We start from the raw sequence: 22,577 nt of genomic DNA on the forward strand, positions 1-22,577 counted from the left end.
ATGACATAGTGCAAAGATAAATATTATATTTGAAATTATCGCGTTTTTCGGAAGAAAATTATTTCATAAAAGTGCTGTTTCCGCAAACAACTTCAAAGTATATGTACACGAGTTCGGGATAACAACTTTTTTTTGAGATGTTTTTTAAGGTGCGATATCCAAAGTATTCACATATAAATTACGCTCATTAGTGTTAATTCTTTTTTAACGTAAATGACCATGACCGGTACGTGTTTTTTCGTTAATACTGCTCTATCGTTCTCAGTATCTGTGCTGCCTCGCTCACCGATTCCACCTTTTTGATTACCATTGAGCGTTTCGGCGTTTCGCGAAGTATGCACCGTTCCAAGTTTGCAGTCATGTATTCTATCATTTTTCCGAACGCTTTGCTTTGGAAATACGGGCTCATGGTGTTGCCGGGATAGTAGAGAATCATCTGCTTTTGCTTCATCATTATTTTCTCACATCCCAGTCTTCGTCCTGCCCTGCGCAGCGAAACCACCTGCAACAGCTCCTCACCCTCGTGCGGCACAGGTCCGAAGCGGTCGATGAGGTTGACCCGATAGCGTTTCAGGTCATCGTTGTTCTTTATAAGGTCGAGTTCGCGATAGAGCAACATACGCTCCGATGATGACGGCACATAAGTGTCGGGAAAATACATTTCGAAGTCGCTGTCAATGGCACAGTCGGCCACCCAATATGTCCCGCCGCCGCCAGTGGAACCGAAATTCGCGTTCTCTCGCTTTCTCGCTGGTTGTTGCGTGTCACTCTTGTCGGCTTCTTTTTGTATCATTTCGGCGGTCTCTTCCTCTTTCAGTTCCACCATTGCCTCGGTGAGAATTTTCTGATACGTCTCATACCCAAGGTCTTCCATGAATCCGCTTTGCTCCGCTCCAAGCAAGTTTCCGGCACCTCGAATGTCAAGGTCTTGCATGGAAAGGTTGAAACCACAGCCCAGTTCCGAGAACGTCTCCAATGCTTCCAGTCGTCGGCGTGCCTCCTGCGAGAGCGAAGACATTGGCGGTGCGAGCATATAACAGAACGCTTTCTTGTTGCTTCTTCCCACTCTGCCGCGCATTTGGTGCAGGTCTGACAGTCCGAAACGGTGGGCATCGTTAATTATTATGGTATTGGCATTAGATATGTCGATACCGTTCTCTACTATCGTTGTTGATAGCAACACATCGTAATCATAGTTCATGAACCCCATAATCGTCTTTTCAAGTTCTTCGGGTTTCATCTGTCCGTGTCCTATTGCGATGCGAACATCGGGTATATGTCTCTTGATAAGATTTGCCATTTCCGGCAATCCGTTTATCCGGTCACTGACAAAGAACACCTGTCCGTTGCGGCTCATCTCGAAGTTTATTGCATCCACGATAACGTCTTTGTCGAAAGTATGCACTTCGGTCTGCACAGGGAAACGGTTTGGCGGTGGTGTTTGTATAATGCTCATGTCGCGTGCTCCCATGAGCGAGAACTGCAACGTGCGAGGTATCGGTGTGGCACTCATCGTCAGAGTGTCAACGTTGGTCTTCATCTTGCGCAGTTTCTCTTTCACGGCGACACCGAATTTCTGTTCCTCATCGATGATGAGCAGACCGAGATCTTTAAATTCCACCGTCTTGCTTATCAGTTTATGAGTACCTATTATGATGTCTATTCTGCCCTCTTTGAGGTCTTCGAGCACCTGCCTTGTCTGCTTGGCCGAACGTGCCCTCGACAGATAATCCACCCTTACCGGCATGTCTTTGAGCCTGCCTTTGAACGTCTGATAGTGCTGGTATGCCAACACCGTTGTCGGTACCATTACCGCAACCTGTTTTGAATCGCATGCAGCCTTGAAAGCGGCTCGCACGGCCACCTCGGTCTTTCCGAATCCCACATCGCCGCACACGAGCCTGTCCATCGGGCGCGAGTCCTCCATGTCGGCCTTCACATCATTGGTAGCCTTAAGTTGGTCGGGCGTGTCTTCGTAGAGGAAACTTGCCTCCAATTCATGTTGCATGAACGAATCGGCAGCGAAAGCGAATCCCCGTTCTCTCCGTCGGGCGGCATAAAGTTTTATAAGGTCGCGCGCTATGTCCTTTATTTTTTTCTTGGCTCGCTCCTTCAGTCTGTCCCACGCCCCCGTGCCGAGTGTTGACAGGCGTGGCGGTTTGTCGGTGTCGTGGCGGCGGTATTTGCTTATTTTGTAGAGCGAGTGTATCGAGACATCCACCTTGTCATTGTTCTGGTATGTTATTCTTATGGCCTCCTGATAACTGTTTCCTACCGGCGTGCGCACCAATCCGGCAAACTTACCCACACCGAAGTCCACATGCACCACATAGTCTCCTATCTCCATTTCCTGGAGTTCCTTCATTGTCAGAGCCATTTTCCCCGCTCGTGCCGCGTCTGATTTCAAACTGTAACGATGGAAACGGTCAAAAATCTGATGGTCGGTGAATAGGCATAGTCGCAGCGAATTGTCCGCAAAGCCCTCGTGTATGGTAGGACTTACGGGCTCGAAAGGCTCGCTGACAATCTCGCGTAGTCTTTCTTGTTGCTTCTTACTGTCTGCAAGGATATAGATTTTGTAGCCTTTCAGTGTGTAGTCTTCGATTGTCTGCTTCAGCAGTTCGAAATTCTTGTGCAACAACGGTTGTGGCGAAATGTCGAATTTCAGTGTTGACTGTGGTGTCTCGGTGTGTTTCGTGCCGAACTCTATACGCTTGAATCGCAGGGCATCTTCGGTGAATAGCGTACCCGGGCATAACGTCTGCTCTGCCTGCATCTGCTTTGTGAGCACATGGCGTTCCATTTCTGTCAGTCCTTCCATGCGCTCTGCTACGGCCTGTTGTGAGAAACCGTCGCGATAGATACTGTCTATCTTTTCGCGTACGTAAAGGAAATCTTTCATTGCCAGAACAGAATCCTGTGGCAAAAATTGCAAGAACGGTGTCTTCTCGTCAGTGAGTGTTGCCATTTCCGGCACAATACGGATGTGCTCCTTGCGCTCTCTGGATAGTTGGCTCTTAACATCGAATGTGCGTATCGTGTCTATCTCGTCACCGAAAAAGTCGATACGGAACGGATATTCACTGCTGTAACTGAACACATCTACGATGCTTCCTCTCGTTGCAAACTGCCCGGGCTCATACACATAGTCCACCTCGGTGAATCCGAAATCGCGCATATCGTGGCGCAACTGCATTGTATCAGCCGTTTGTCCCACTTTCAGCGATATGCTCCTTTCATCAAGAATCTTTTTTGATACCACAAGTTCGGCCACCGCAGAAGGTTCCGTCACGATATAGAGCAGACCTGTAGCAGTTTGCAGTTTGGTCAGAACTTCGGTTCTGAGAATTTCGTTTGCCGCGTCTTTCTGTCCGTATTTCACCTGTCTGCGGTATGATGATGGGAAAAAGAACACATGTTCCGCACCCATCATCTGTTTCATGTCGTTGTAGAAATATGCCGCTTCGTCAGCGTCTTGCAATATGAAAAGTATCGTTCTTGGCGACTTCATACCGGCTGCTGCGAACATTACCGGTGCGGCAGAAGCCATTAGTCCTTGCAGGAAAACTGTCTCCGCAGATTTGTCTTCCAGTATATGTGCCAGTGCAGTCACTTGCTGCGACCCGGCGTATTCACCCAATAAGTCTTTTATTTCCATTTCTTCAATGTTGCTGCAAAGTTAGATGTTTTTTCGCTATTATACGCTGATAATGTTGAAAAAGAACATAATGGCAACTGCAAAAAGGCATTTCTCCCAATTTCTTTCACTGATGAAGTATTCGCGTTCAATTAACGTCGCATTTATGGCAATTTACGTTCATAATCATAATACGTGAATTTCCGTAAAAGTATAGTGAATCATTTGCTTTTCATTTCATGCTCTTTCGTAATGCAAAATCGCCCAAATTGGTGAGCAAAATGGGCGAATTTGCAAACCAATTTGGGCGATTTTGTTTTATTGAATGATATGTTCCGTTTTATGAAATATATCGGAGTAATCATTTGCGGAGCATCTTCTTGTAGATTTCGATGTATGTCCGTGCGATATGTTGCCATGAACGGTCGCCCCGTGAGTAATCCTCGTTGATGTTTTCTGCCATTTTGGCGAGTCTTTCGGGGCTTGACATAAGTGAAAGAATGGCCTTTGAGAGAGAGTCGCTGTCGCACGGCGGTACGAGCAGTCCGTGTCTTTCGTGTGTCAGCATCTCCGGAAGTGCACCCACGTTTGTGGCAATTACCGGTTTGTCAAGTGCGAAAGCCGACATTATCACGCCACTCTGTGTGGCATCAATGTAAGGACATACCACTATTGAGGCGTTACTGATTAGTCCGGAGAGTTCTTCGTCGGTCACGAAACGATTGATGAATTTCACGAAACCTTGCTGTCGGTATTTCTCCACATCGAACCAGAACTTACCACGTCCGGCAACGATAAGTTTCAGGTGCGGCATTTCCTTGTGAGCCTTTTCCATTGCTTCGCACAAGTATTCTATGCCTTTGTGCGGGTTTATACTGCCAACGAACAGTACGTATCCTTTCTCCTCCGGCAGCACCGGCACCGTCTTTTTAAGATGAGTATATATGCTGAGACTTGACTCATAAACGTGTTTCCGTTGCAGTCCGTATGTCCTGACAAACTCTTCATGCATGGTTTTGTTGAGCAACAGAAAATGGTCTGTAAGTCGGAATGCTACCCATCTGTGCAAGCGGTTCAGGCGGTTCATATCGGAAGAGTGGGGGATAGGGTCGTGCATTGTCATTATCATGCGTCGGCGCAGCATGTAAAGCATGAAATTGCCGTATCTGAAAGGATTTGTGGTATGCACAATATCATATTTCCTACGCTTTATGAACTTCATGGCGCGCCATGTTCCTTTCAGGTTTTCGGGCGACCGGTCGTGACCTTCCGGAAGGTTTATTACATAGATGTTTCGTATATCCATGAACTCACTCAGACGTGCCAGTGCAGGATATTCGGAGGCTTTGAAGACACCACCCCTTGGTTTCACCTCCGTGTCTATCAATGTTGCCTGACGTGAGTTTTTGCCTATCATGAGATAGAAATCAACATCAGCCAACTTACTCATTTCCGTAAGCAGCGGCAGGTCGCAGTCAGCGAAACATGGGTGGGATATGTATGCTATTCTCATGCGTCATTCTATGGGTTTGTATATCAGTCTTGCTCCATAGAGATGCCACTTCTTGTCACTTCTTATCCATGCCCTGTTAGTCAACATATTGCATCTGTATCCATGGTCAAAACCACCTCCATTGGCTATTATCGTAAGTCCTTTTGACAGATAATAATATGCTCCGAAAGCCTGTCTGCTTGTTAGGTTTTTATTCCATTCTTTACCGAATGATATTCCGGAGTCATCGATGAGTGATGTTATCCAGAAGTTCTTGCCCGGTCTGTCGATGAGAATAAAGTCGCCATTGTCGTTATTCTCCGGCAAAGGCTCTCCCACTTTCCTATATGGCGGCTCTGTTTTATACATGTCATAATCGTCGATGTTGTCACACACATACATCTGCAGGTCTTTGAATGTTACGTCGGGCATAAGATGCCAAATGTTTCCCACGATGTTCTCTATCCACCTGTAACGCATCGGGTTACGGTTTTCTGTAGTTAGATGTGGCGTGACCATGTTCGCCCTTCCGGTCTTGCTGTTGTGCGGTGCGGTGCAAGTCTCTGTCCAGTTTGTTCGTTGTGCACAGTTGCCGATAAAGCAGTCGGTGTTGATGTCAATAGCCGGTCCGTCGAAATAGTAGGTTTCTGTTTTTTTTCTTTTTTTCTTTGACGTGCATTTTGCAAAGGTAAGAATGTCTTTCTGACTGCCGTTGCAGATACAGATGTTCGAGCCTTCTATTATCACGTCCCTCCATTGGCGCTTGCAGGTAATGGAGTTCGTTTTCTTTTCGTTCTTTGTGGAATAATAGGTCTGTTCCTTATCCCACTCCTTCTCAATCGGTTGTCGGAAGTCTGCTATGCCATGTCCGAAGATTACACCGGTGTTGCGACAACCGAACTCCACCGCTACGAGCGTATAAAGCATGTCGAGCGTACGCATGTCGTAGAGCGTGTAGCCTCTGCCTCTAGCCTTTGCCGCATCAAGGAATTGTTTTGGCACGATGTTAGAAGTGGGAATCTTGTCGGCTATTGAGCGCATTTTCCCATTCTCATCGATATAACCCTCGAATGCAGATATATACACGGCATCTATCTCTTTTCCGTTCTCGATGAATGCGGGGTGTGGTTTTGTGCCTTTGGCCGATATTACACGGTATTCATATCCGTTCTCCGAGTACTTCTTTACGTAGAATTTAGGAATGCGCACGAACACGTCACCATTGCTTCCATCGAGTGAGAAACCGGGTTCGTTGTCGTAAGTAATAATGGTTTTGCCCCCTTCTTTACGCAGGTTGCATCTCTTCACCTCCGACCAAGGATAAATGCTGTCGAAGTCACTCGTTCCCGGTGTACTTCCCACTCCGAAACTTGCTTTGAGCCCTTCGGCATCGAAACAATGCTCTCCGAGGTCGTTATTGTTTCCAATCTGCCATCTTATGCCATATTGCATGTTTGACTTATCTCCCTGTCCCGGTTTTTCTTTCTGATTAGGAATGATGTCTTTTTCGGAGCATGCAAACAATGCTATGCAACAAATCAGAGTTATTGTGATTCTTGTTTTCATTTTAAAGTGTCTGTTAATTTATTCATCATATTGTTATATTTCTCCAGATAATTTGCGGCAAATGCCTTTGAATTTGCGTGAGGGAAAGACATAATGCGCTGAAGCACATCTTCTGGTGGTGGCGGATTGAATCCTCTGCCGATACATGAGATGCGCTGCATGGATAGCGATGCCTCGTCGAGAATGTGTTTTATCTTGCTCGAACGGTCATCGGTGAGCATTCCATTGAAACGTTTCCTGCCGTAGTTGTCGAAACTGAAGAATGGGATGCCGTTGTGTATGGACACCACCACCGGGTGCATGTTGTGTCCGACGAATCCCGAAGAATAGCGTATCAAGGAATACCAATCGGTAGGTGACAGCGGCAACCCGATATTATGCTTTACCGTTCCGAAACTTGGCTTCTGCGCAAATGGCAGCAAAGCGCATTCATATCCTTCTTTATTTGCCAGTTTCTCGAAAGTGCTTATCCATTCCTGACTTACGGTGTTGCTGTTGATGAAACTTAGCAAGATGTATTTTTTTGGCAGATTGTGCCTCGCGAGAAAATCTTCTTTGGTAGGTAACACCTCCGCAGCGTTCTGGTTGAATGCAAAAACCGGGTCTGGTGTGACTTCCGGTACACATTTCCCGTGTGTGATATATGCGAACATTTCGCTTGTCCAAGAGTCGCGAGTAGAGACATATCTGTACTTCATAATCTGCTTATCCATGTCTTTTCTCACGCTTGCAGGTATGAGTTTATAGGCCGAGTCTTGTGAGGATGCCGACATTAAAGCCACCGGAACTTCGCAGTTGCCGATACCATTCCATGTTGCCCAGAACGGATTAGGAAACTGACGGTCGGACGTGGTTTGGCTGAATCCTATTATGGTGCGGCATGGGAATACCATGCGTTCGCGCAAAGGGTGATGCTGTGCTACGGCATCGCTGCCTATTATTACAGCCTCGATGTTGTACTCCGTGATGATGCGTGCCACGTCTTCTGTCGTTCGGCATAGCGGTGTTTCTTGCCATGCAGACCTGCGGAAGGCTTTCATCTCTTCTATTTGCAGAGGTGGGGTGGTTTTCCGGTAATGCTCTTCAAGGTCGGCAGCCACCCAGTTCAGTATGAATGGGTCGTGTCCGGCCTTCTTTAGATAAGAAAACGTAGAGAGCAACTGCATCACTGCTCCGAAATTGCATGCCGCATGATATGCTAAAAGACCTATTCTCATATTTTCCTAACGTTCTGTTTTTCTTTTCCGGCTGCACAAATGCCTTGCCGTCCTGTCTTTATTGACTTTGCTGTTACATCCCACTCCATGTCATACAATGTGCATGTGGGTATATGGTTCGTATGTGAAGTCGTGCACTTTGCGTTCGCCTATTTTCTTCGCCGGTATGCCACCGACAACGGAATAAGGTTCAACGTCTTGTGTTACCACGGCTCCTGATGCCACTACGGCACCTCGTCCGATATGCACACCGGGCAACAATATTGACTTGGAGCATATCCATGCGTAATCCTCTATTGTCGTTTTTGCTCCTGTTCCATGAAAATCAGCCGAGTTCATCTCATGGTGTAGTGTCCATATTGTAGCGTCATACGCTATCGTGACATTCTCTTTTATCTCAAGTCCCATGCGTGCATCGAGCATTACATGCGGGCCGATGCTGCATCCGCGACCAATTTTCAATCCTTTCGGATTCCTTATATCTACAGTGGAGAACATCGACACGTGTGTGGAGATTTCTGCACCGAGCATTCTGAGTAATTGCTTACGTATGGTCTGCGATGGAATTTTCCTGATGAACGCCATTGATATGTAGTTCATGGATAGTAGCCATGAGTAGTATATTCGTCGTAATCGGTCTTTCATTTTTTGATTTTCTTTTTTATTTTCTTTGCAACATTACAGATGTATTCTTTCTCGCCCTTATTCATGGCAAGGTGATATGCCAGAATGCAATATAACGAAATGTCAAGCGATGTAACGATTATGAGCCTTATGAATGATGTCTCCATAATAGTGGTAATTGCATAGAGACATGCTCCTATGCTAATGAATATTGCAAGATTTGGCAATATGGCTTTGGAGATATACTCCCATACGGGGATAGACTGCAACTTGTTTGCGAACATAAGTCTTACGAAGAACACCGCAATCTCGATGACGCACGCTATCAGCAATGCGTATGTAGGTATGAGAAAGTATTTCAAGGCAAAGTATGACAATGGCAGAGTGATAAGTAGCATGATACTGACGCTCGTGGTGTACCATTTCACCCTTCCGGAAGATTGTACAGCAGACATGAGTCCGGAGGACGATTGTGTGATGAGAGACAGAATGATTATTATGCGCGTAAACTCTATTGTGTATTGTGGTACGTTACCAATCCATATACCTGTGATGAAAGGCAGTTCTATGATAACAGGTAAGGACATAGCTCCGAGTATGAGTACTGAGTACTTTGTTAGTGCAAAAGTGAGGTTCTGAAGTCTTTCCTGTGCGTGCAGTCCTTCGCTTTCCATCAACTGTGGGTTTATGCTTTTCTGTATTGTAGATGAGAAATAGCCCAGTGCTGCGTTTACCTGATTAGCGATTCCGTATGCCGCATTAATTACTGTTCCGTGGAAATGGTTGAGGATAATGGCTATACCTTGGTTGCGACTGACCATTGCGAGGGACGATAGTGTGTTCCAACCGGCAAACCCGAACATCTCGATGAAGAGTTTCTTGTTGCGACATGAACGTGGGGAGATGTGCAAATCCTTGTATTTGTTTCTGCAATATACATATTTTATTATAAGCACAAGAATTGTTATCAGTGTTATTGAAATGCCGTATATCTCAAGTCTTGCCGACGAAAACAATGTCAGCGATAGTGCAACGGCAAGTTTCAGAAGATACTCAATGATGCCGGAGATAGAGAAAAAAAGCATGTTTTCATACGAGTTTAATACCGCATCGAAAGGTACGGTGACGACCGAGAAGAACATGCTGATGACAAGGAAGTGGAAAAGCAGGTGTGCTACATCTTCCTGTCCGCTGTTTATGTTGAGGAAATATTTGAATAGTATAGGTATGGAGCCTTCTATGAGAAGTACTATAATCAACCCTATTATTATGTGCAACAGGATGCTTATGTTATATACTTGCAGAAGTTTGTTCTTGTCTTTCTCACCTATCGTCACCGAGAGGTAACGTTGTGTGGAAACGGTCATTGCCCCGTTTATGAAAGCAAGCATTGATATGATGCCGGCAATGAGGTTGAAAAGTCCGTAATCACTTTCTCCCAACGAGTGCAATACGATGGGTACAGTGCATATAGAGATTGCCATGCAGATGACAATCTTCATGTAGAGTACTGCCGTATTAAATATTATCTTCTGGGTAGGTTTCATCTTTCTGGAATTTTCCAATCATATAACCGAATGAGAGCATGAACACATTTGCCCAATAATATATTATAACGTGAGAGGTCATTGACTGTATGGCGTATATTACGGCAAGCATAGCAATGGATGGAGCATAACGTGACTTCTTCCTTATCATTTTGAAAACAACGAAAAAGAGCGTGAAGAATGCTCCGATATAAAGCAGTAAACCGATTATTCCGAAATCGTATGCCGTTTCAAGGAAATCGTTATGGGCAGAGAGTTGCAGCGTTGACTCGCGCAACACTGTGTTGAATCCGTTCCCGATAATCTGATTAGACAGGTCTTGGTCTTCTATCATCCTTATCGTTTGTTCCCAGAGTGGTATTCTACCGCTGCCCTGATCCTGATCCACATTCTCGAATCTGTCGAGTATGGTATTGCCGGTGGAATTATCGGTTGCCAAAAAGTAGAATGCAACACCGGCAATGGCAATGAGTGCGATGGCTGTTAATACAGAGGCAGGTTTCAACTTCTTTTTCACAAACTGAGAAATCATAATATACACTACCAATGATACGGCAAGGGCAAGTACTCCGGAACGTTTGAATGATGAAAACAATATAATGGTGACAACGATTATAGCAAACAACTTAATCCATTTTGACTTGAAAAGCAATACCAAAGGAAGGGCGTACAACACATAATAGGAAGATGCCAGGTGGTTTGTAAGAAAGAAATTTACTTCCTTGAAAATCAAGACATATTGTATTGCAAGTGCCAATAACAATATCATGAACACAAATTTGTCGAACCGCTCGAAATCGGTATGCATGGCAGAGTTGAAAGATGAAACAAGCACAAACATGGGGGTGAATATGTACATTATGTTGGTTATGTAATCACCGGTCTGCGTCTTGTCGTCAAGCAGTGTGGGAATGGAAGCCCATAGAAAATAGACACAAAATAGGATTATTGTTGTCGGGGGGAGATATAATTTGTAGTTTGGCAGAAACAGTTTGGCTGCCGAGAATGCCCATACGAGCAGTGCTAACGCCATTGCTATGCGTGTGAAAACGGAATACTCGGTTCCATGTTCCATTGCACGCATATTGAAAAAGGACGCTATAATTAATATAAATAACGCAAAAATGAAGTATGAATATGATATATTTTTTACTTTGATTAGCATTATCTATGTTGTTTTGTTCGCTTTCCTGTTTTTTATATTATTTCTGATGAAAATATAGGAGCATGTTCCCAAGAATGAAAGCATCATCATAACAAATACGAAAATCATTCGTTTGGGACCCGACGGCTTGATAGGAACCGATGCTCCTTTGAGTAAAGTGAATGCGGGGGTGCGTTCTATGACTTTTGATTTGGCATTCTGCAACTGTGTGTTGAATGCTGTATAGGCATTGAATTTCAGTTGCATGTCGTTTTCCAAGTCGTTCTGTTTTGCCTTGAAACTCTCAAGCACCATATCGACATTAGCGTCAGCATAACTTCCGTAAAGTTGACGTGCTTTCTCGTAACTCTGCTTTGCCTCGGCGGTAATTTCAGTGTAATACTCTACGTCTCTGCGTGCCTTGCTGGTTCGGTAGTTTGTGATGAAGTTCTGTAGTTTCATCTTTACAGAGTCAGCAATTGTCTTACAGATTAGCGGGTCTTGGTCGGTAGTGTTTACGGTGATTACTGCCGTACGCTTGTCTATGGCGATGCTTATTTTGTTCCTAATTATTCCTGCTATCATGTCCTGGCGTTTCGACATGAAATAGGGGTCGTTCTTTTTCTGCCCTCCTCCTGTTGCGGTTCCTTCGGAGTCGCTTTCCGGGAATAAGTCTTTTACCCAACCGAAAATCTTGTATGTCCATGCCACCTTCTGATGCTTGTCAATGTAGTCATAATAGGTTGTACTTAATTCCTTGTCTTGAGTGGTTACTTTCACGTCAAACAGACTCGATACGAACTGGTTGTCTTCCATTAGGTCGGGATAGAGCAGGGGCGTGATGGCATCAGACGATTTCATGGAATTGAGGTCGATACCGAAGGATGCTACAAGGCTCGACAATCCGCCCCCCAATGAGTTGTTTTCCATCTCCGGAGCAAGTTTGAGACTTGTGGAATATGTTCTTGGCTGACTGAAGATGTAGATGCACGACAATACGAATACTATCGACATGACAATAAAGAACAGCCTCTTGTTTGCCCATATAGTTTTCAATATCTTATCTACGTCAACCGTATCAAGTTTCTTTTTTGTTTCCATATTTTTTACGAGGGGTTAATTTTTTCTTCCGCGTTATTTTTTTATTATATTAGCCAATGTGGCGATAATGGTGGCGAATGATGCCACGCCCGATGCTATCGAGATGGTTTGCGAGAGCATACGTGGGTCGCGTGGAGCCTTGCTTGGCACGAATATCTCGCATCCCGGTTCGGGTTTTGCGTTGTGAGCCACACGTGCCACCTTGCCATTCATATATATAATGAAGGTCTGTTTCTTCTTTGCGCGGTTGCCCCATCCGCCGGCCTGGTCGATGTAGTAGCCTGCCCGCTTACCTTTCTGGTATCCTACGGTATTAGGATACATCACGTCTCCGCTCACCTTAACGGTGCTTGTGTATTGCGGAACTATAAGGCGGTCGCCCTCGCGCAGCACAATGTCCTCGTCGCCTCCGGGTTCTGCCAGAGCTTTGTCGAGTTCGATACCTACATAATATATATCTCCGATGTCAATCTTATTGATGTTGATCGAGTCCTTTTCGTTTGTGTTTGACTTTGCCATATCTAACAATGTCTCGGTTCGCAGTCGTTCCTCGGGCGTGAATTTACGTTCGAGTCGCGCTCCCTTGGTGTATGCGCGGTCGTTCACTCCACCTGCGGCCTTTATTACATCGCTCAGTCTTTGGTTCTTCCTTTCAAGCGTATATGTACCGCTGAACATAACCTCGCCTTCAACAACTACGTTTTGTTGTTTGTAGAATCCCGGACTCTTACGGACATACACCTCGTCGAACGGCATGAGCGTGAAGCCCGGTTCGCCATCTATTACGAATCCGTCTTTCAGTGCGAAACTGTATGTGCGTGCAATGATAGAGTCGGTCTGTAATGCCTTCGGGTTGGAGACACGGCGTGCCACGTCCACTTTCACCGTCGATGCCGTCTGTTTAAGTCCTCCCGCTTGCAGTACAAAGTCTTCAAGTGTTTCATTGTCAGCGTATTTATATACACCGGGATATTGCACCTCTCCATGAATTGTTATTGTTTGTTCCTCCATCATTTCCTGTTTTGTAGGTATGAAGAGCACATCGTTTGGCTTCAATGCCATGTCGGGTACGCGGCCTTTCATTATTCCTTCTATATCGACAGAGATAACTTGTAGCGTGCGGTCTTCTTTCATGCGGTGCATCACGGCACGAGTGGTAAACGCTTCTTCGGTCACTCCTTCGCAGGATTCGAGAAGTTCGCGCACAGTGGTTATGTTGCCACCAACCTGATACATTCCGGGACGGAACACCGCTCCTTTCACCTCTGCCATGTTGGAGAAGCGCGGAATGATGGAGTCCACATTCACCGAGTCTTCGTCGGCGAGGTGGAAAGAATTCATATCGAACTCGTCAACGTTATACACCGAGTATTCACGTCCGGTCTTACGCACTAATCTTACCGACTTGGTGTAAGCGTCACCGGTAAATCCTCCGGCATATTTCATCAATGTTCCGACACTTTCGTTGCGGCGCATCTCATAGAACATTGGGCGTTTCACCTTACCGGTAATGTTCACAAGGCAGTCATAAGGGCCAACCACGATAACGTCGTTCTCGGCCAGTCGCACGTTGCCTGTGAGTTTTCCATTCAGTATGTAGTCGTATATATCTACGGTTGAAATCAGTTTGTTGTTGCGATATACCTTTATGTTTCGCAGCGTTCCGAGGTCGTTCACACCGCCTGCCATATACAACGCGTGGAAAACCGATGCGAAGGCCGACAGTGTGTAGGTGCCCGGTGCATTCACCTCACCCATCACGTTGACCATGATTGTTCGTGTCTGTCCAACGGTGAGGCGTATCTGACTGCTGCTATAACGCGAGCCGAGGGTTGAACGCAGATGTGAATTGGCCTGCGCTACGGTCATTCCTGATACCTGCACCGGACCGAACCCATCTATCGTTATCGTTCCTTCAGGGCTCACAGTGCTTTCTATCGTGCGCTGTGATGCACCATAAATATCTATGAACACGGCATCACCGGGGCCTAATTTGTAGTTCTGGGGTGTGGCAATGTTCATGTTTGGCTCGAAACTAAGGTTCTTGTTATTGAAGATATCGCGTCCGAACACTTTGCGTTTATCCTCTATTATATAAATCGTTTCGAGCGAGTCGGGCATCATCATTCCCAACTGGCTTTTGATTTCCATGAAGTCTTCGTCTGCTTCATTGTATGTATGACGCGCCTCGCGCACACTCTGTACCCTCTGTGATGAGTTGCGTTGTGCCTTTGTGCGCTGTTCTTGCATGGCCTGTACGTCCTGTTCTTTCTTGTTGCCGTTGTTGGTTCGTAAGCGTGACTGTGGCGATTTGGAGTCCTCCACGGTGCCCAATCCCTGCTTGTTTTTCATTCGGTCATACGTGTTCTTTACACGGCGTATCTGGTTTATATCCACGCCGCGCTGCATCAACTTCGTAACAATCTGTGTCTGATCTGTACCCTTTTTATATTCTTTTACAACGAACTGCATCACTTGTTCGTCGGTCATACCTGATTGGGCAAATGTTCCCAACGAACAGAGACCCAGCATAAATGCAATTATAAGTATTTTTTTCATATTCTTGTTATAGTCGTAAAATTGATTGTCAGAACTCGAAATTCTGTCTGTTACGGTATGTTTAGAACTTTTTTCCGGAGACAATGCTCTTCACGGTTTTTGCAATTATCTTGCAATCGCCGGTCAGTGAACGTGTTTCAAGATAATGTATATCCATATCAAGACGCTTTATCATCTTCTCGATGGTGTCTGTATATCCGTTGTAAAGCGTAGCCTCTGACGTTAATCCCGGACGCATCTCATAGATTATGGGGTAACGTTTGTCGTACTCCATTATCTTGTCGATAAAGAATTTTCTTTCCGGGCGCGGGCCAACAATAGACATGTCGCCACGCAAAACGTTCCACAACTGTGGCAGTTCGTCAAGATGGTGCGAACGTAGGAAACGTTCGAGGTCTGTCGATGCCACGCCTTCTGCGTGTGGAACGAGTTGAGGCCCGTCTTTCTCGCTATCCTTACTCATTGTGCGAAATTTGTATATCGTGAACGGCTCGCCACCCTTTCCGATTCGTTCTTGACAAAATATTGCAGGGCCGTTGTGCTGCATCCATAGCAACACCGCGAATACAAGCATTAAAGGCCATAGCAATATCAATGCCATTGCAGCCCCCGCAATATCGAAAAACCTTTTAACGGCTCTCTGTGCGGTATTCATCGCGTCGTGGCTGCTTTGCAAACAGGTATTGTATTGTTCCATCTGGCTCTATGCCCTATATTTTATATATTAATATATATATTAATAACACGTTTCTTTCTGAAATGTTGCAAAGTTACATATATTTTTTTTCTTACTCTGTAACACAGTCAATAAAACTGCAAAATAATCACTTTTTGGACAGAAAATTTGTTGATTCGGATATAAATTGCTAACTTTGCAACCTATATGTACTTAATATATACCGGGGTTGACTGGATTTGACAGCAGGCCGGAGTGGTACGTAAGCACGCGGAGCGTTGGCCGGTGGCTCCTAAATCCCAATGGTCAGCAAATTTATCTGGCAACAACAACTATGCTCTCGCTGCCTAAACGAAGTACAGTAGTTTACTGGCTTTATTCCGCTACAAGGTAGTGGAACGAGACATCGCTCAAAAGCCGTCGTCCCGAGGCTCTTTGATATAGCGGTGCAGCAAAATCGGGAATAGCCTTGCAATGCCTCGATTGCAGAGTGAAATTTAGAGGATAAGGTAATGGTTGGTGGTTCGGGTCTTGCCATTGCTCGAAAATTAAGGCCGGAATAAGCGTGTAGAAAGCGTATGGTTTCCCTGTTTGGACGCGGGTTCGACTCCCGCCAGCTCCACTTAATGTGCTACGAATAAGAGGCACTTAGAGAAAATAAAATTACTAACTGCTGTAACTTTGGATGGTTACGGCATTTTTTATTTTCCCAATCAAGTGCTCTTGAGTTGCTCAAACAGATACAAATGGTTCGTCGCAAGGATGGTAAAGACTTTGATGCACAATTAATTACTACGATATAATACGAATACTGCCAATGGTATTAATGTTACCATTAGCAGTATTTTTTGTTGTCTTGTTTGTTATTTCTTTTAATAGATATACTGATAGATGTACTTGCTCAATATTTCATTTTTACTGCATATTATAAGTATGCACGCTTACGCCTTGTGCAGATGGCAGATAGTTTATGCCCCACCAACACATTTGCAGTAGGGCAAAGTTGATGATAAGTATCCACATCGCCACCTCTAAATTACAATTTTTACGCAAACGACAATGAATATAAGTAAGATAAGCCAACCAAGTGGCTGCTGCCCAAGTTTCCTTAGGATCCCATGCCCAGTAATGTCCCCATGCTTCTTTTGCCCAAAGAGCACCAGTGAGCATACCCAGGGATAGGAAAGCCCAACCGATATAGACGAGGTTGTCTGTTATGTCGAGCTCCTTGTGGGTTGCTGCCTTGCTTTTTTTAAAGAATAACAGATATACAGCCATTACAAAAGCACCGCCTAAAAGTGCGTAAGCAAACATATAGATGATTACGTGTGGTGCAAACCAAGGGCTTTGCAATGCAGGCATAAGGGTCTTGCTATGAATTTCCGGTTTCAGAAGATTGAAGCAGATGAAAACCAAAGAAAGCACTGTGGAGAATGACAATAGCCACTTATAATCCCAGCGACTGTAAACAATGATGCCTGCTAATGGCAGGAAGAAAGAATACCATAAACGCGTTTCTCCCATAGTACGCATTGGAGGACGGTCAAGAGCAATCCACATAATGAGGATATAACTGAAAAATACTGCCAGTCCGAGTATCGTAGCACTATAAGCCAATACCTTCTTGTCTTTCCATGCAGCATAAGCACCTGTTGCCCAAAGCAACACTGCTGCCACAGCAAAATATATAAAGTAATTCCAAAATGCTATCATTTCTTATCCTCCTCCTTCTTCTTGTATTTATTACGCCCCGCTGTGATAAACATTAGAACCGCACCTATAATCAACAAGTAGAGACCCACATAAGTGGCAGGCAACCAAGGGTCGGATACGAGTTCATACACGCTTAGTGAACTCCATTTTCCTTGTTCCTTGTTGAAATCAAGTTGATAAATCTTCCATGAGCCAATTGAGAATGGCTTGTTCACCTCAATATGCGCCTGTATTGCATTACCTTCTTTGGTATAGATGTTTACGTCTGACGCATAGCGCAATGGTTCGCGAGGCGACATCGCTATTTCTGTATTATCATCAAGTTTTAAACTCGACATTGGGAACATATAACTTCCCGTGCTTACCCAACCTTTCTTTACTACACTTCCTTTCTGTGCCTTGATAAGAATGGCCGTGGCAGCACCTTTCTCCTTGTATTCAACAAATCCACCGGCATTGATACGCATTCCTAAATCGTCCATTCTCATCATCTGCATCATCTGTGAAGGCATTCCTTTCATCATCTTGAGCATATTTGCAGGCATCGCGTCCTCAATGTATTTCTCCACTGTGATTTTCCAGCCTATCAACTCGTCGGAAGTGAAATCTTGCTCAATAATGATATTCTGCGGTTTGTCTTTGGGCAGTACTTTACCGGTTTTGCTATCAAATATTGCTAACTTTGGAGGATATTCGTCAATAGTGAATTTCTGTAATTCAATGGCAAGTGGCAGTTCGTGTATCTCTTGAACATCATCTATTCCGCGCCATTCGGGTTTACCCTCTTCGCAGTACATCTTGAGACGCTGCATATCGGCAGAACCTAATGTGGCGCAAGTTACGAAGATAAAAAGTCCTAAGTGGCTGATGAGCGAAGGAATAAATCGCTTCCGGAAGTGCATAAGTTGGTGAATACCCACCTCTGCCACAATCACGATGTTCCAAAGATAGATAATAACGAAGGGCCAGAAACTGAGCATGCGGGTAAGTCCAATAGGGTCAACAGCAGGTCGTCCCTCAGGAACTTGGCGACTCAAGCCCATAATAATGGTAAGTACAGATGCGGCAGCAAGTGTCGGCACTGCCGCCTCGACCTGAGTCATGAATCGGAAAAGATATACTTTAGAGCGAAGGGCGTAGAACAGACCTAACGCCACTATGAGTATTGCCAGAACAATAATATTGGCCGGCCACATTAAAAAGAACCATTCCACAGGGCCTATAGAAACTTGTAATAGGGCTCCTGTAATCAGAAGCCCTACACTTATAGCAATTCCCTCGCTGTATTTCCAAGGTTTATTCCACATATTTTTAATATGTCTATGTTCAATGTTTAGACGTTTATGTTCTAAGCATTACAATTCTTTTGTAATGAATCTGCCATTCTTCTTGGCTGTCTTCACCCACTGAGGAACTACATTGTCAATAAAGTCCTTCTTCTGAGCGTTGAGTTTCTTCATATCAAGACCAATGTAACTTTGTGCTTTTTCCTTGGTAGAGATATCAGGCATTGGCACTTCATTGCTGTAGCCATGGCGAGCCAGTACGCGAGCAATATCAATACGTGCAGTCTGTGCGTAGTTGAGAGCCACACCAAGCAGACGAGTAACTTCCTGTGGTGCGTGGAAACTTGCACCATGACTTGCTACTGCATAGTCCCAACGCCATTGCCCCTTTCGCAGTGCTGCCAATATTGGTTCCATTTCCTTTTCTGTAGCACCTTTCTCCCAAGCAAACTTAGCCTCGATATGTGCACGAGCCAACTCTTTCTCTACGCGGTTGCGAATATCAAAGACTTTCTCCTGACGCTCATACACGTTCTGGCGGAGTGTCTCCTCGCTTTGACGGTGGCAAGTCTGACAAGTACGATTGATATTTGCCAATGGTGATGTAATGTGGTGACTGGTGTACTTTATACCACCTTCTTGAATATAAGGCATATGACAATCAGCACAACTCAATCCGCGCTGAGCGTGAATGCCCTGCTTGAAGAGCTCGTATCCAGGGTGTTGGGCCTTTAAGATCTTTGTTTTAGAAAGCGGGTGTATGTAGTCGTAGAAGCCGATAGAGTCGTAATATTCTTCAGCTGCCTCGCAAGTGAGTCCCTTATCTTGTGGGAACTTAAGATACTGACCGTTGTCCTTTTCAAAGTAATACTCGGTATGGCATTGTGCACAAACCAATGAACGCATCTCTTGATGACTTGCCTTCTTCACGTCCTTACCGGCGCGTTGCCAAGCCTCATAAAGAGCAGGACGAGCAGGTCTCAAATCCATATTGCGAGCATCATGACAATCAGAGCAACCTACGCTGTTCATTACTTGGTCGCCCCACTGGCTCCACTTGGCTGCATAGAAAGCATTCTTACCCTTTTCACGCATCAAGCGAGGAACATCAGGACCTTTACAAGTCCAACAAGTACCTGACTGCATATCTTCCATGCCATCTACTCCTGGCGAACCGGTACGCAGAATCTTACGCAAATCCTCGACTGCATGACGGTGACCACGCGGAGTGTTGTACTCACGAGAGAAAGCATAACCGGCCCACAAGATAACCATTTCCGGGCGTTGTGCCAATACATCAACCTCTTGCGAGGAGTTGTACTTGCTCACAAAAGAAGTGTCCTCGGTCATTGCCCAAGTTTGATATTCCTTGGGGAAATCCTCAGCAAACTTCTCATTCTGACTCACGATGGAGTCGGTCATCACTGTTCGGCGATTGTTGAACACTGAGGTAACTTCTGCGCGACGCTCTAACAGAGAATAGCAAACCATACCCAGAACGAAGATAATAACCATTGCTCCGCCGAAGAGCAACCATCCTTGCCATTTCTTTAACTGTTTAGCCATATTGTTAGATTTTTATTTTTTTTCGAGTAAATTCTGTAACCATTCCGGTACGGGAGATGGAGGTATAGGCACTTGCGTTTCAGCATTTGGTGTTTTGCAGAGCGAATTCATGCCACCATGAGCAACTTCACGGTGACAATCCCAGCAAGCCATACCCTCGCCGCGTTTTGCTTGCATATAGTCAATCTTGCCTGTTTTTACGAACTCTGTATTGAGTTCTGTGTGGCAACGAATACAGTTGTCCATTATCACTTCTGAAGATGCTTCTTCAGCCATAATGGCTTGACGTTCCGAACGTGTCACAAAGTAAGCCACATGCTTCATACCATCCATACCCTTAAAAAAGTATTTGGCCGCTATGCTTGAGTGTGGCACATGGCAATCGTTACATGTCGCATCTCTTCCGTGGCTTGAGTGCGACCATGTAGCATAATAAGGAGCCATGATGTGGCAGTTTACACAAGCAGCGGGATCATCGCCCACAATATAAGTGTGCATACGCAAAAGATAGAAGAACAATCCTCCTAATCCCACAATGACACCCGATATAACGAGCGATGTCACCTTTTGGCGATAACTCAGGTCGGGAAACCATGATTTAAGTTTTCGCATATTCATTGTGATATGTTTTTTTATTGTAATTTCAATTGTTAACCTCTTGAGGCCAAAGTTAGTTATTTTTCTGCAAATTATCAAAATTTTATCCTCATTTATTAGTATTGTAATTTATAATAAATGTTTAAAAGGTTAATGTGTTTTAAATGGGTGTAAATTTGGGCACAAATGTTACCTGTTTGTCAATATTGTCCCAGATGTTTTTTTAGTGAAATGAGTTGTTTTCATTAAGGCAAATTATACTTAATTTATTGTTTGCTCAGAACCAAAAACTCTTTTATGGCAAAGATTACGTATTTCTTTCAACTAAATCCATGTAAATGCGTCTTAATTACTGCATTCTATGTTTCCCACCAAATAAAATCTTGTTTTTAACGTTACTTTTAACAGTTGCGTTCCAAGAATTCCGATTATTCTCTATCCATTCATTTTATTCATTTTTTTATTACATTTATCTGTTGATACATTCGTATTCGGGATTATACTTTTCCTTTGATACGGCTAATGCCGTTATTACGTGTATGAGTTTGTTTTTTACATTATTCAGTGCTACCCCTTGATGTTTTCCTCTGCTGATGAGATGTTCAAAATATTGCCTGAACTTGGGTTCCCATCTAACAGCAATTCTTGCAGCCTGTGTGAGTAAGGATTTGAGCATTTTGTTTGCAATCTTACTTACTCTTGCCACCTTATGTACACTTGTTCCGGACTCTTGTGCAAATGCTGCTACTCCCCAATATGTGGCTATCTTCTTTGCATTGCCTCCAAAGTCCTTAAAGTTATTTGTGTAAGCGATAAAGGCTGCGGCATTAATCAAAGATATTCCTTTGACAGAAGTAATACTATCGTGGGTTGTCTTGAGTTCCTCATCCTCTTCGATAAGTTCCTGCATCTTTTCCTCGCATTTTTTAATGATGGCTTTTATCTGTTTAATTATCTTGGTTGAACTATCAACAATGAATCTTACATCGCCTAATTCTTTCTTGAAGTCATCCGTGATATTTTTACGAACAGCCATTGCTTTCATTTGAGATACCAAATGCTGGCGGAACAGAAACAACTCTTTGAGTCGGGAAACATTCTTTGATAAAGGAACGTAACATACTGCCATATCTTGATAACGATAAGCATAGAGGGCTATCTTTAACGAGTCAGCCTTATCACTCTTACCTCTGCTGATACCCAAAGATCTCTTGATGCGAAGTCCGCTGTCGAGCCATATTGAATAACCTTTGGCGTACAAGAAGTTGCTTAAAGGCAAAGAGTATTTACCGGTCTTTTCTCCACACAAGAGTAGTTCATCAGCGTTTATCTTCTTTACAGATGACTTTATCCATGTGACAAATGCTTTAAAACCCTCTTTCTTGTTGGTAAACTTTTCATGGACAGCAGATTGCACTGCTTCTGAAAGTTCTGAGTTGCGACAGTCCAATAAGGTCGCATCGAAAGTTTCTTTCGAAAAATCAATTCCAATAATAATTTTTTTCATATCTTTGTAGTTATAAATGGAGAGATTAACCGGAAGCAGCTTGACTCAACAACTCTAAATAGTCTCGAAGACTAAGCATTCTATCCGGTCTATGCAGCTTTGACAAGGGGACAAATACAGTCATAGGGCTTTTAAGCCCATTTGGGGTTCTTGTCTTGTTCCTTGTCAGGTTAATTTTCTCCTTTTTACAACAAAGGTAAGAAAATTAATCCCGGAATAAAAGTTTACTTTTATAAATTGATAAACTTTTTATTCGATGCAATCTCTTTATTTATTGCAATTCATATTGCAAACTTAGAGATTGGGGATTATATGCTTCGGTAAAACAATTTGGGCGAGATTGGT

Annotated in this window: 15 protein-coding genes and 1 other RNA gene; 1 reads left to right on the forward strand and 15 read right to left on the reverse strand. The window is 44.3% G+C overall.

Annotation, left to right across the window (positions count from 1 at the left end; genetic code table 11):
* Nucleotides 1-241: 241 nt before the first annotated feature.
* The 10 genes from mfd to EHV08_RS01010 form a co-directional block, all read right to left on the reverse strand.
* Complete coding sequence (gene mfd, locus EHV08_RS00965; RefSeq protein WP_126677574.1) at nt 242-3,658, reverse strand: transcription-repair coupling factor; 3,417 nt, start codon at nt 3,656-3,658, stop codon at nt 242-244.
* Between the two features lie 340 nt (nt 3,659-3,998).
* Complete coding sequence (locus EHV08_RS00970; protein ID WP_126677575.1) at nt 3,999-5,150, reverse strand: glycosyltransferase family 4 protein; 1,152 nt, start codon at nt 5,148-5,150, stop codon at nt 3,999-4,001.
* A gap of 3 nt (nt 5,151-5,153) precedes the next feature.
* Nucleotides 5,154-6,695 carry a hypothetical protein gene (locus tag EHV08_RS00975; protein WP_126677576.1) on the reverse strand — a complete coding sequence of 514 codons (1,542 nt, stop codon included), beginning with the start codon at nt 6,693-6,695 and terminating at the stop codon, nt 5,154-5,156.
* On the reverse strand, nt 6,692-7,912 hold the full coding sequence (locus EHV08_RS00980; RefSeq protein WP_126677577.1) for a polysaccharide pyruvyl transferase family protein: 1,221 nt from the start codon (nt 7,910-7,912) through the stop codon (nt 6,692-6,694). The genes EHV08_RS00975 and EHV08_RS00980 overlap by 4 nt, the downstream gene beginning before the upstream one ends.
* Nucleotides 7,913-8,002: 90 nt before the next feature.
* Nucleotides 8,003-8,557 (reverse strand): acyltransferase, encoded by a 555-nt coding sequence (locus EHV08_RS11840; RefSeq protein ID WP_126677578.1) that lies wholly within the window; start codon nt 8,555-8,557, stop codon nt 8,003-8,005.
* Nucleotides 8,554-10,083: an MATE family efflux transporter gene (locus tag EHV08_RS00990; protein WP_126677579.1), complete on the reverse strand. Its 1,530-nt coding sequence runs from the start codon at nt 10,081-10,083 to the stop codon at nt 8,554-8,556. The genes EHV08_RS11840 and EHV08_RS00990 overlap by 4 nt, the downstream gene beginning before the upstream one ends.
* Nucleotides 10,055-11,158: an O-antigen ligase family protein gene (locus tag EHV08_RS00995; protein WP_158676027.1), complete on the reverse strand. Its 1,104-nt coding sequence runs from the start codon at nt 11,156-11,158 to the stop codon at nt 10,055-10,057. The genes EHV08_RS00990 and EHV08_RS00995 overlap by 29 nt, the downstream gene beginning before the upstream one ends.
* Nucleotides 11,159-11,251: 93 nt before the next feature.
* Nucleotides 11,252-12,328, reverse strand: coding sequence for a Wzz/FepE/Etk N-terminal domain-containing protein (locus EHV08_RS01000; RefSeq protein WP_126677581.1), 1,077 nt, complete (start codon nt 12,326-12,328; stop codon nt 11,252-11,254).
* 33 nt (nt 12,329-12,361) lie between these two features.
* A complete protein-coding gene (locus EHV08_RS01005) occupies nt 12,362-14,887 on the reverse strand; it encodes an SLBB domain-containing protein (protein ID WP_126677582.1) in 2,526 nt (841 codons plus the stop codon).
* A gap of 61 nt (nt 14,888-14,948) precedes the next feature.
* Complete coding sequence (locus EHV08_RS01010; RefSeq protein WP_126677583.1) at nt 14,949-15,584, reverse strand: sugar transferase; 636 nt, start codon at nt 15,582-15,584, stop codon at nt 14,949-14,951.
* A gap of 204 nt (nt 15,585-15,788) precedes the next feature.
* Here EHV08_RS01010 and ssrA point away from each other — a divergent pair.
* Nucleotides 15,789-16,188: a transfer-messenger RNA gene (gene ssrA / locus EHV08_RS01015) on the forward strand.
* A gap of 290 nt (nt 16,189-16,478) precedes the next feature.
* Here the strand turns inward: ssrA and ccsA are convergent.
* The 5 genes from ccsA to EHV08_RS01040 form a co-directional block, all read right to left on the reverse strand.
* Nucleotides 16,479-17,276, reverse strand: a complete 798-nt coding sequence (gene ccsA, locus EHV08_RS01020; RefSeq protein WP_126677584.1) for a cytochrome c biogenesis protein CcsA — start codon at nt 17,274-17,276, stop codon at nt 16,479-16,481.
* Complete coding sequence (locus EHV08_RS01025) at nt 17,273-18,583, reverse strand: cytochrome c biogenesis protein ResB (RefSeq protein ID WP_126677585.1); 1,311 nt, start codon at nt 18,581-18,583, stop codon at nt 17,273-17,275. Before EHV08_RS01025 ends, ccsA begins: the two co-directional genes overlap by 4 nt.
* Nucleotides 18,584-18,631: 48 nt before the next feature.
* Nucleotides 18,632-20,128, reverse strand: coding sequence for an ammonia-forming cytochrome c nitrite reductase (nrfA, locus tag EHV08_RS01030; RefSeq protein ID WP_126677586.1), 1,497 nt, complete (start codon nt 20,126-20,128; stop codon nt 18,632-18,634).
* A 12-nt stretch (nt 20,129-20,140) separates the two neighbouring features.
* Nucleotides 20,141-20,746 carry a cytochrome c nitrite reductase small subunit gene (nrfH, locus tag EHV08_RS01035; protein ID WP_126677587.1) on the reverse strand — a complete coding sequence of 202 codons (606 nt, stop codon included), beginning with the start codon at nt 20,744-20,746 and terminating at the stop codon, nt 20,141-20,143.
* 448 nt (nt 20,747-21,194) lie between these two features.
* Nucleotides 21,195-22,232, reverse strand: a complete 1,038-nt coding sequence (locus tag EHV08_RS01040) for a transposase (RefSeq protein WP_126677588.1) — start codon at nt 22,230-22,232, stop codon at nt 21,195-21,197.
* Between the last annotated feature and the right edge of the window lie 345 nt (nt 22,233-22,577).

Source organism: Prevotella koreensis, assembly GCF_003977605.1.
Classification (GTDB): Bacteria; Bacteroidota; Bacteroidia; order Bacteroidales; family Bacteroidaceae; genus Prevotella; species Prevotella koreensis.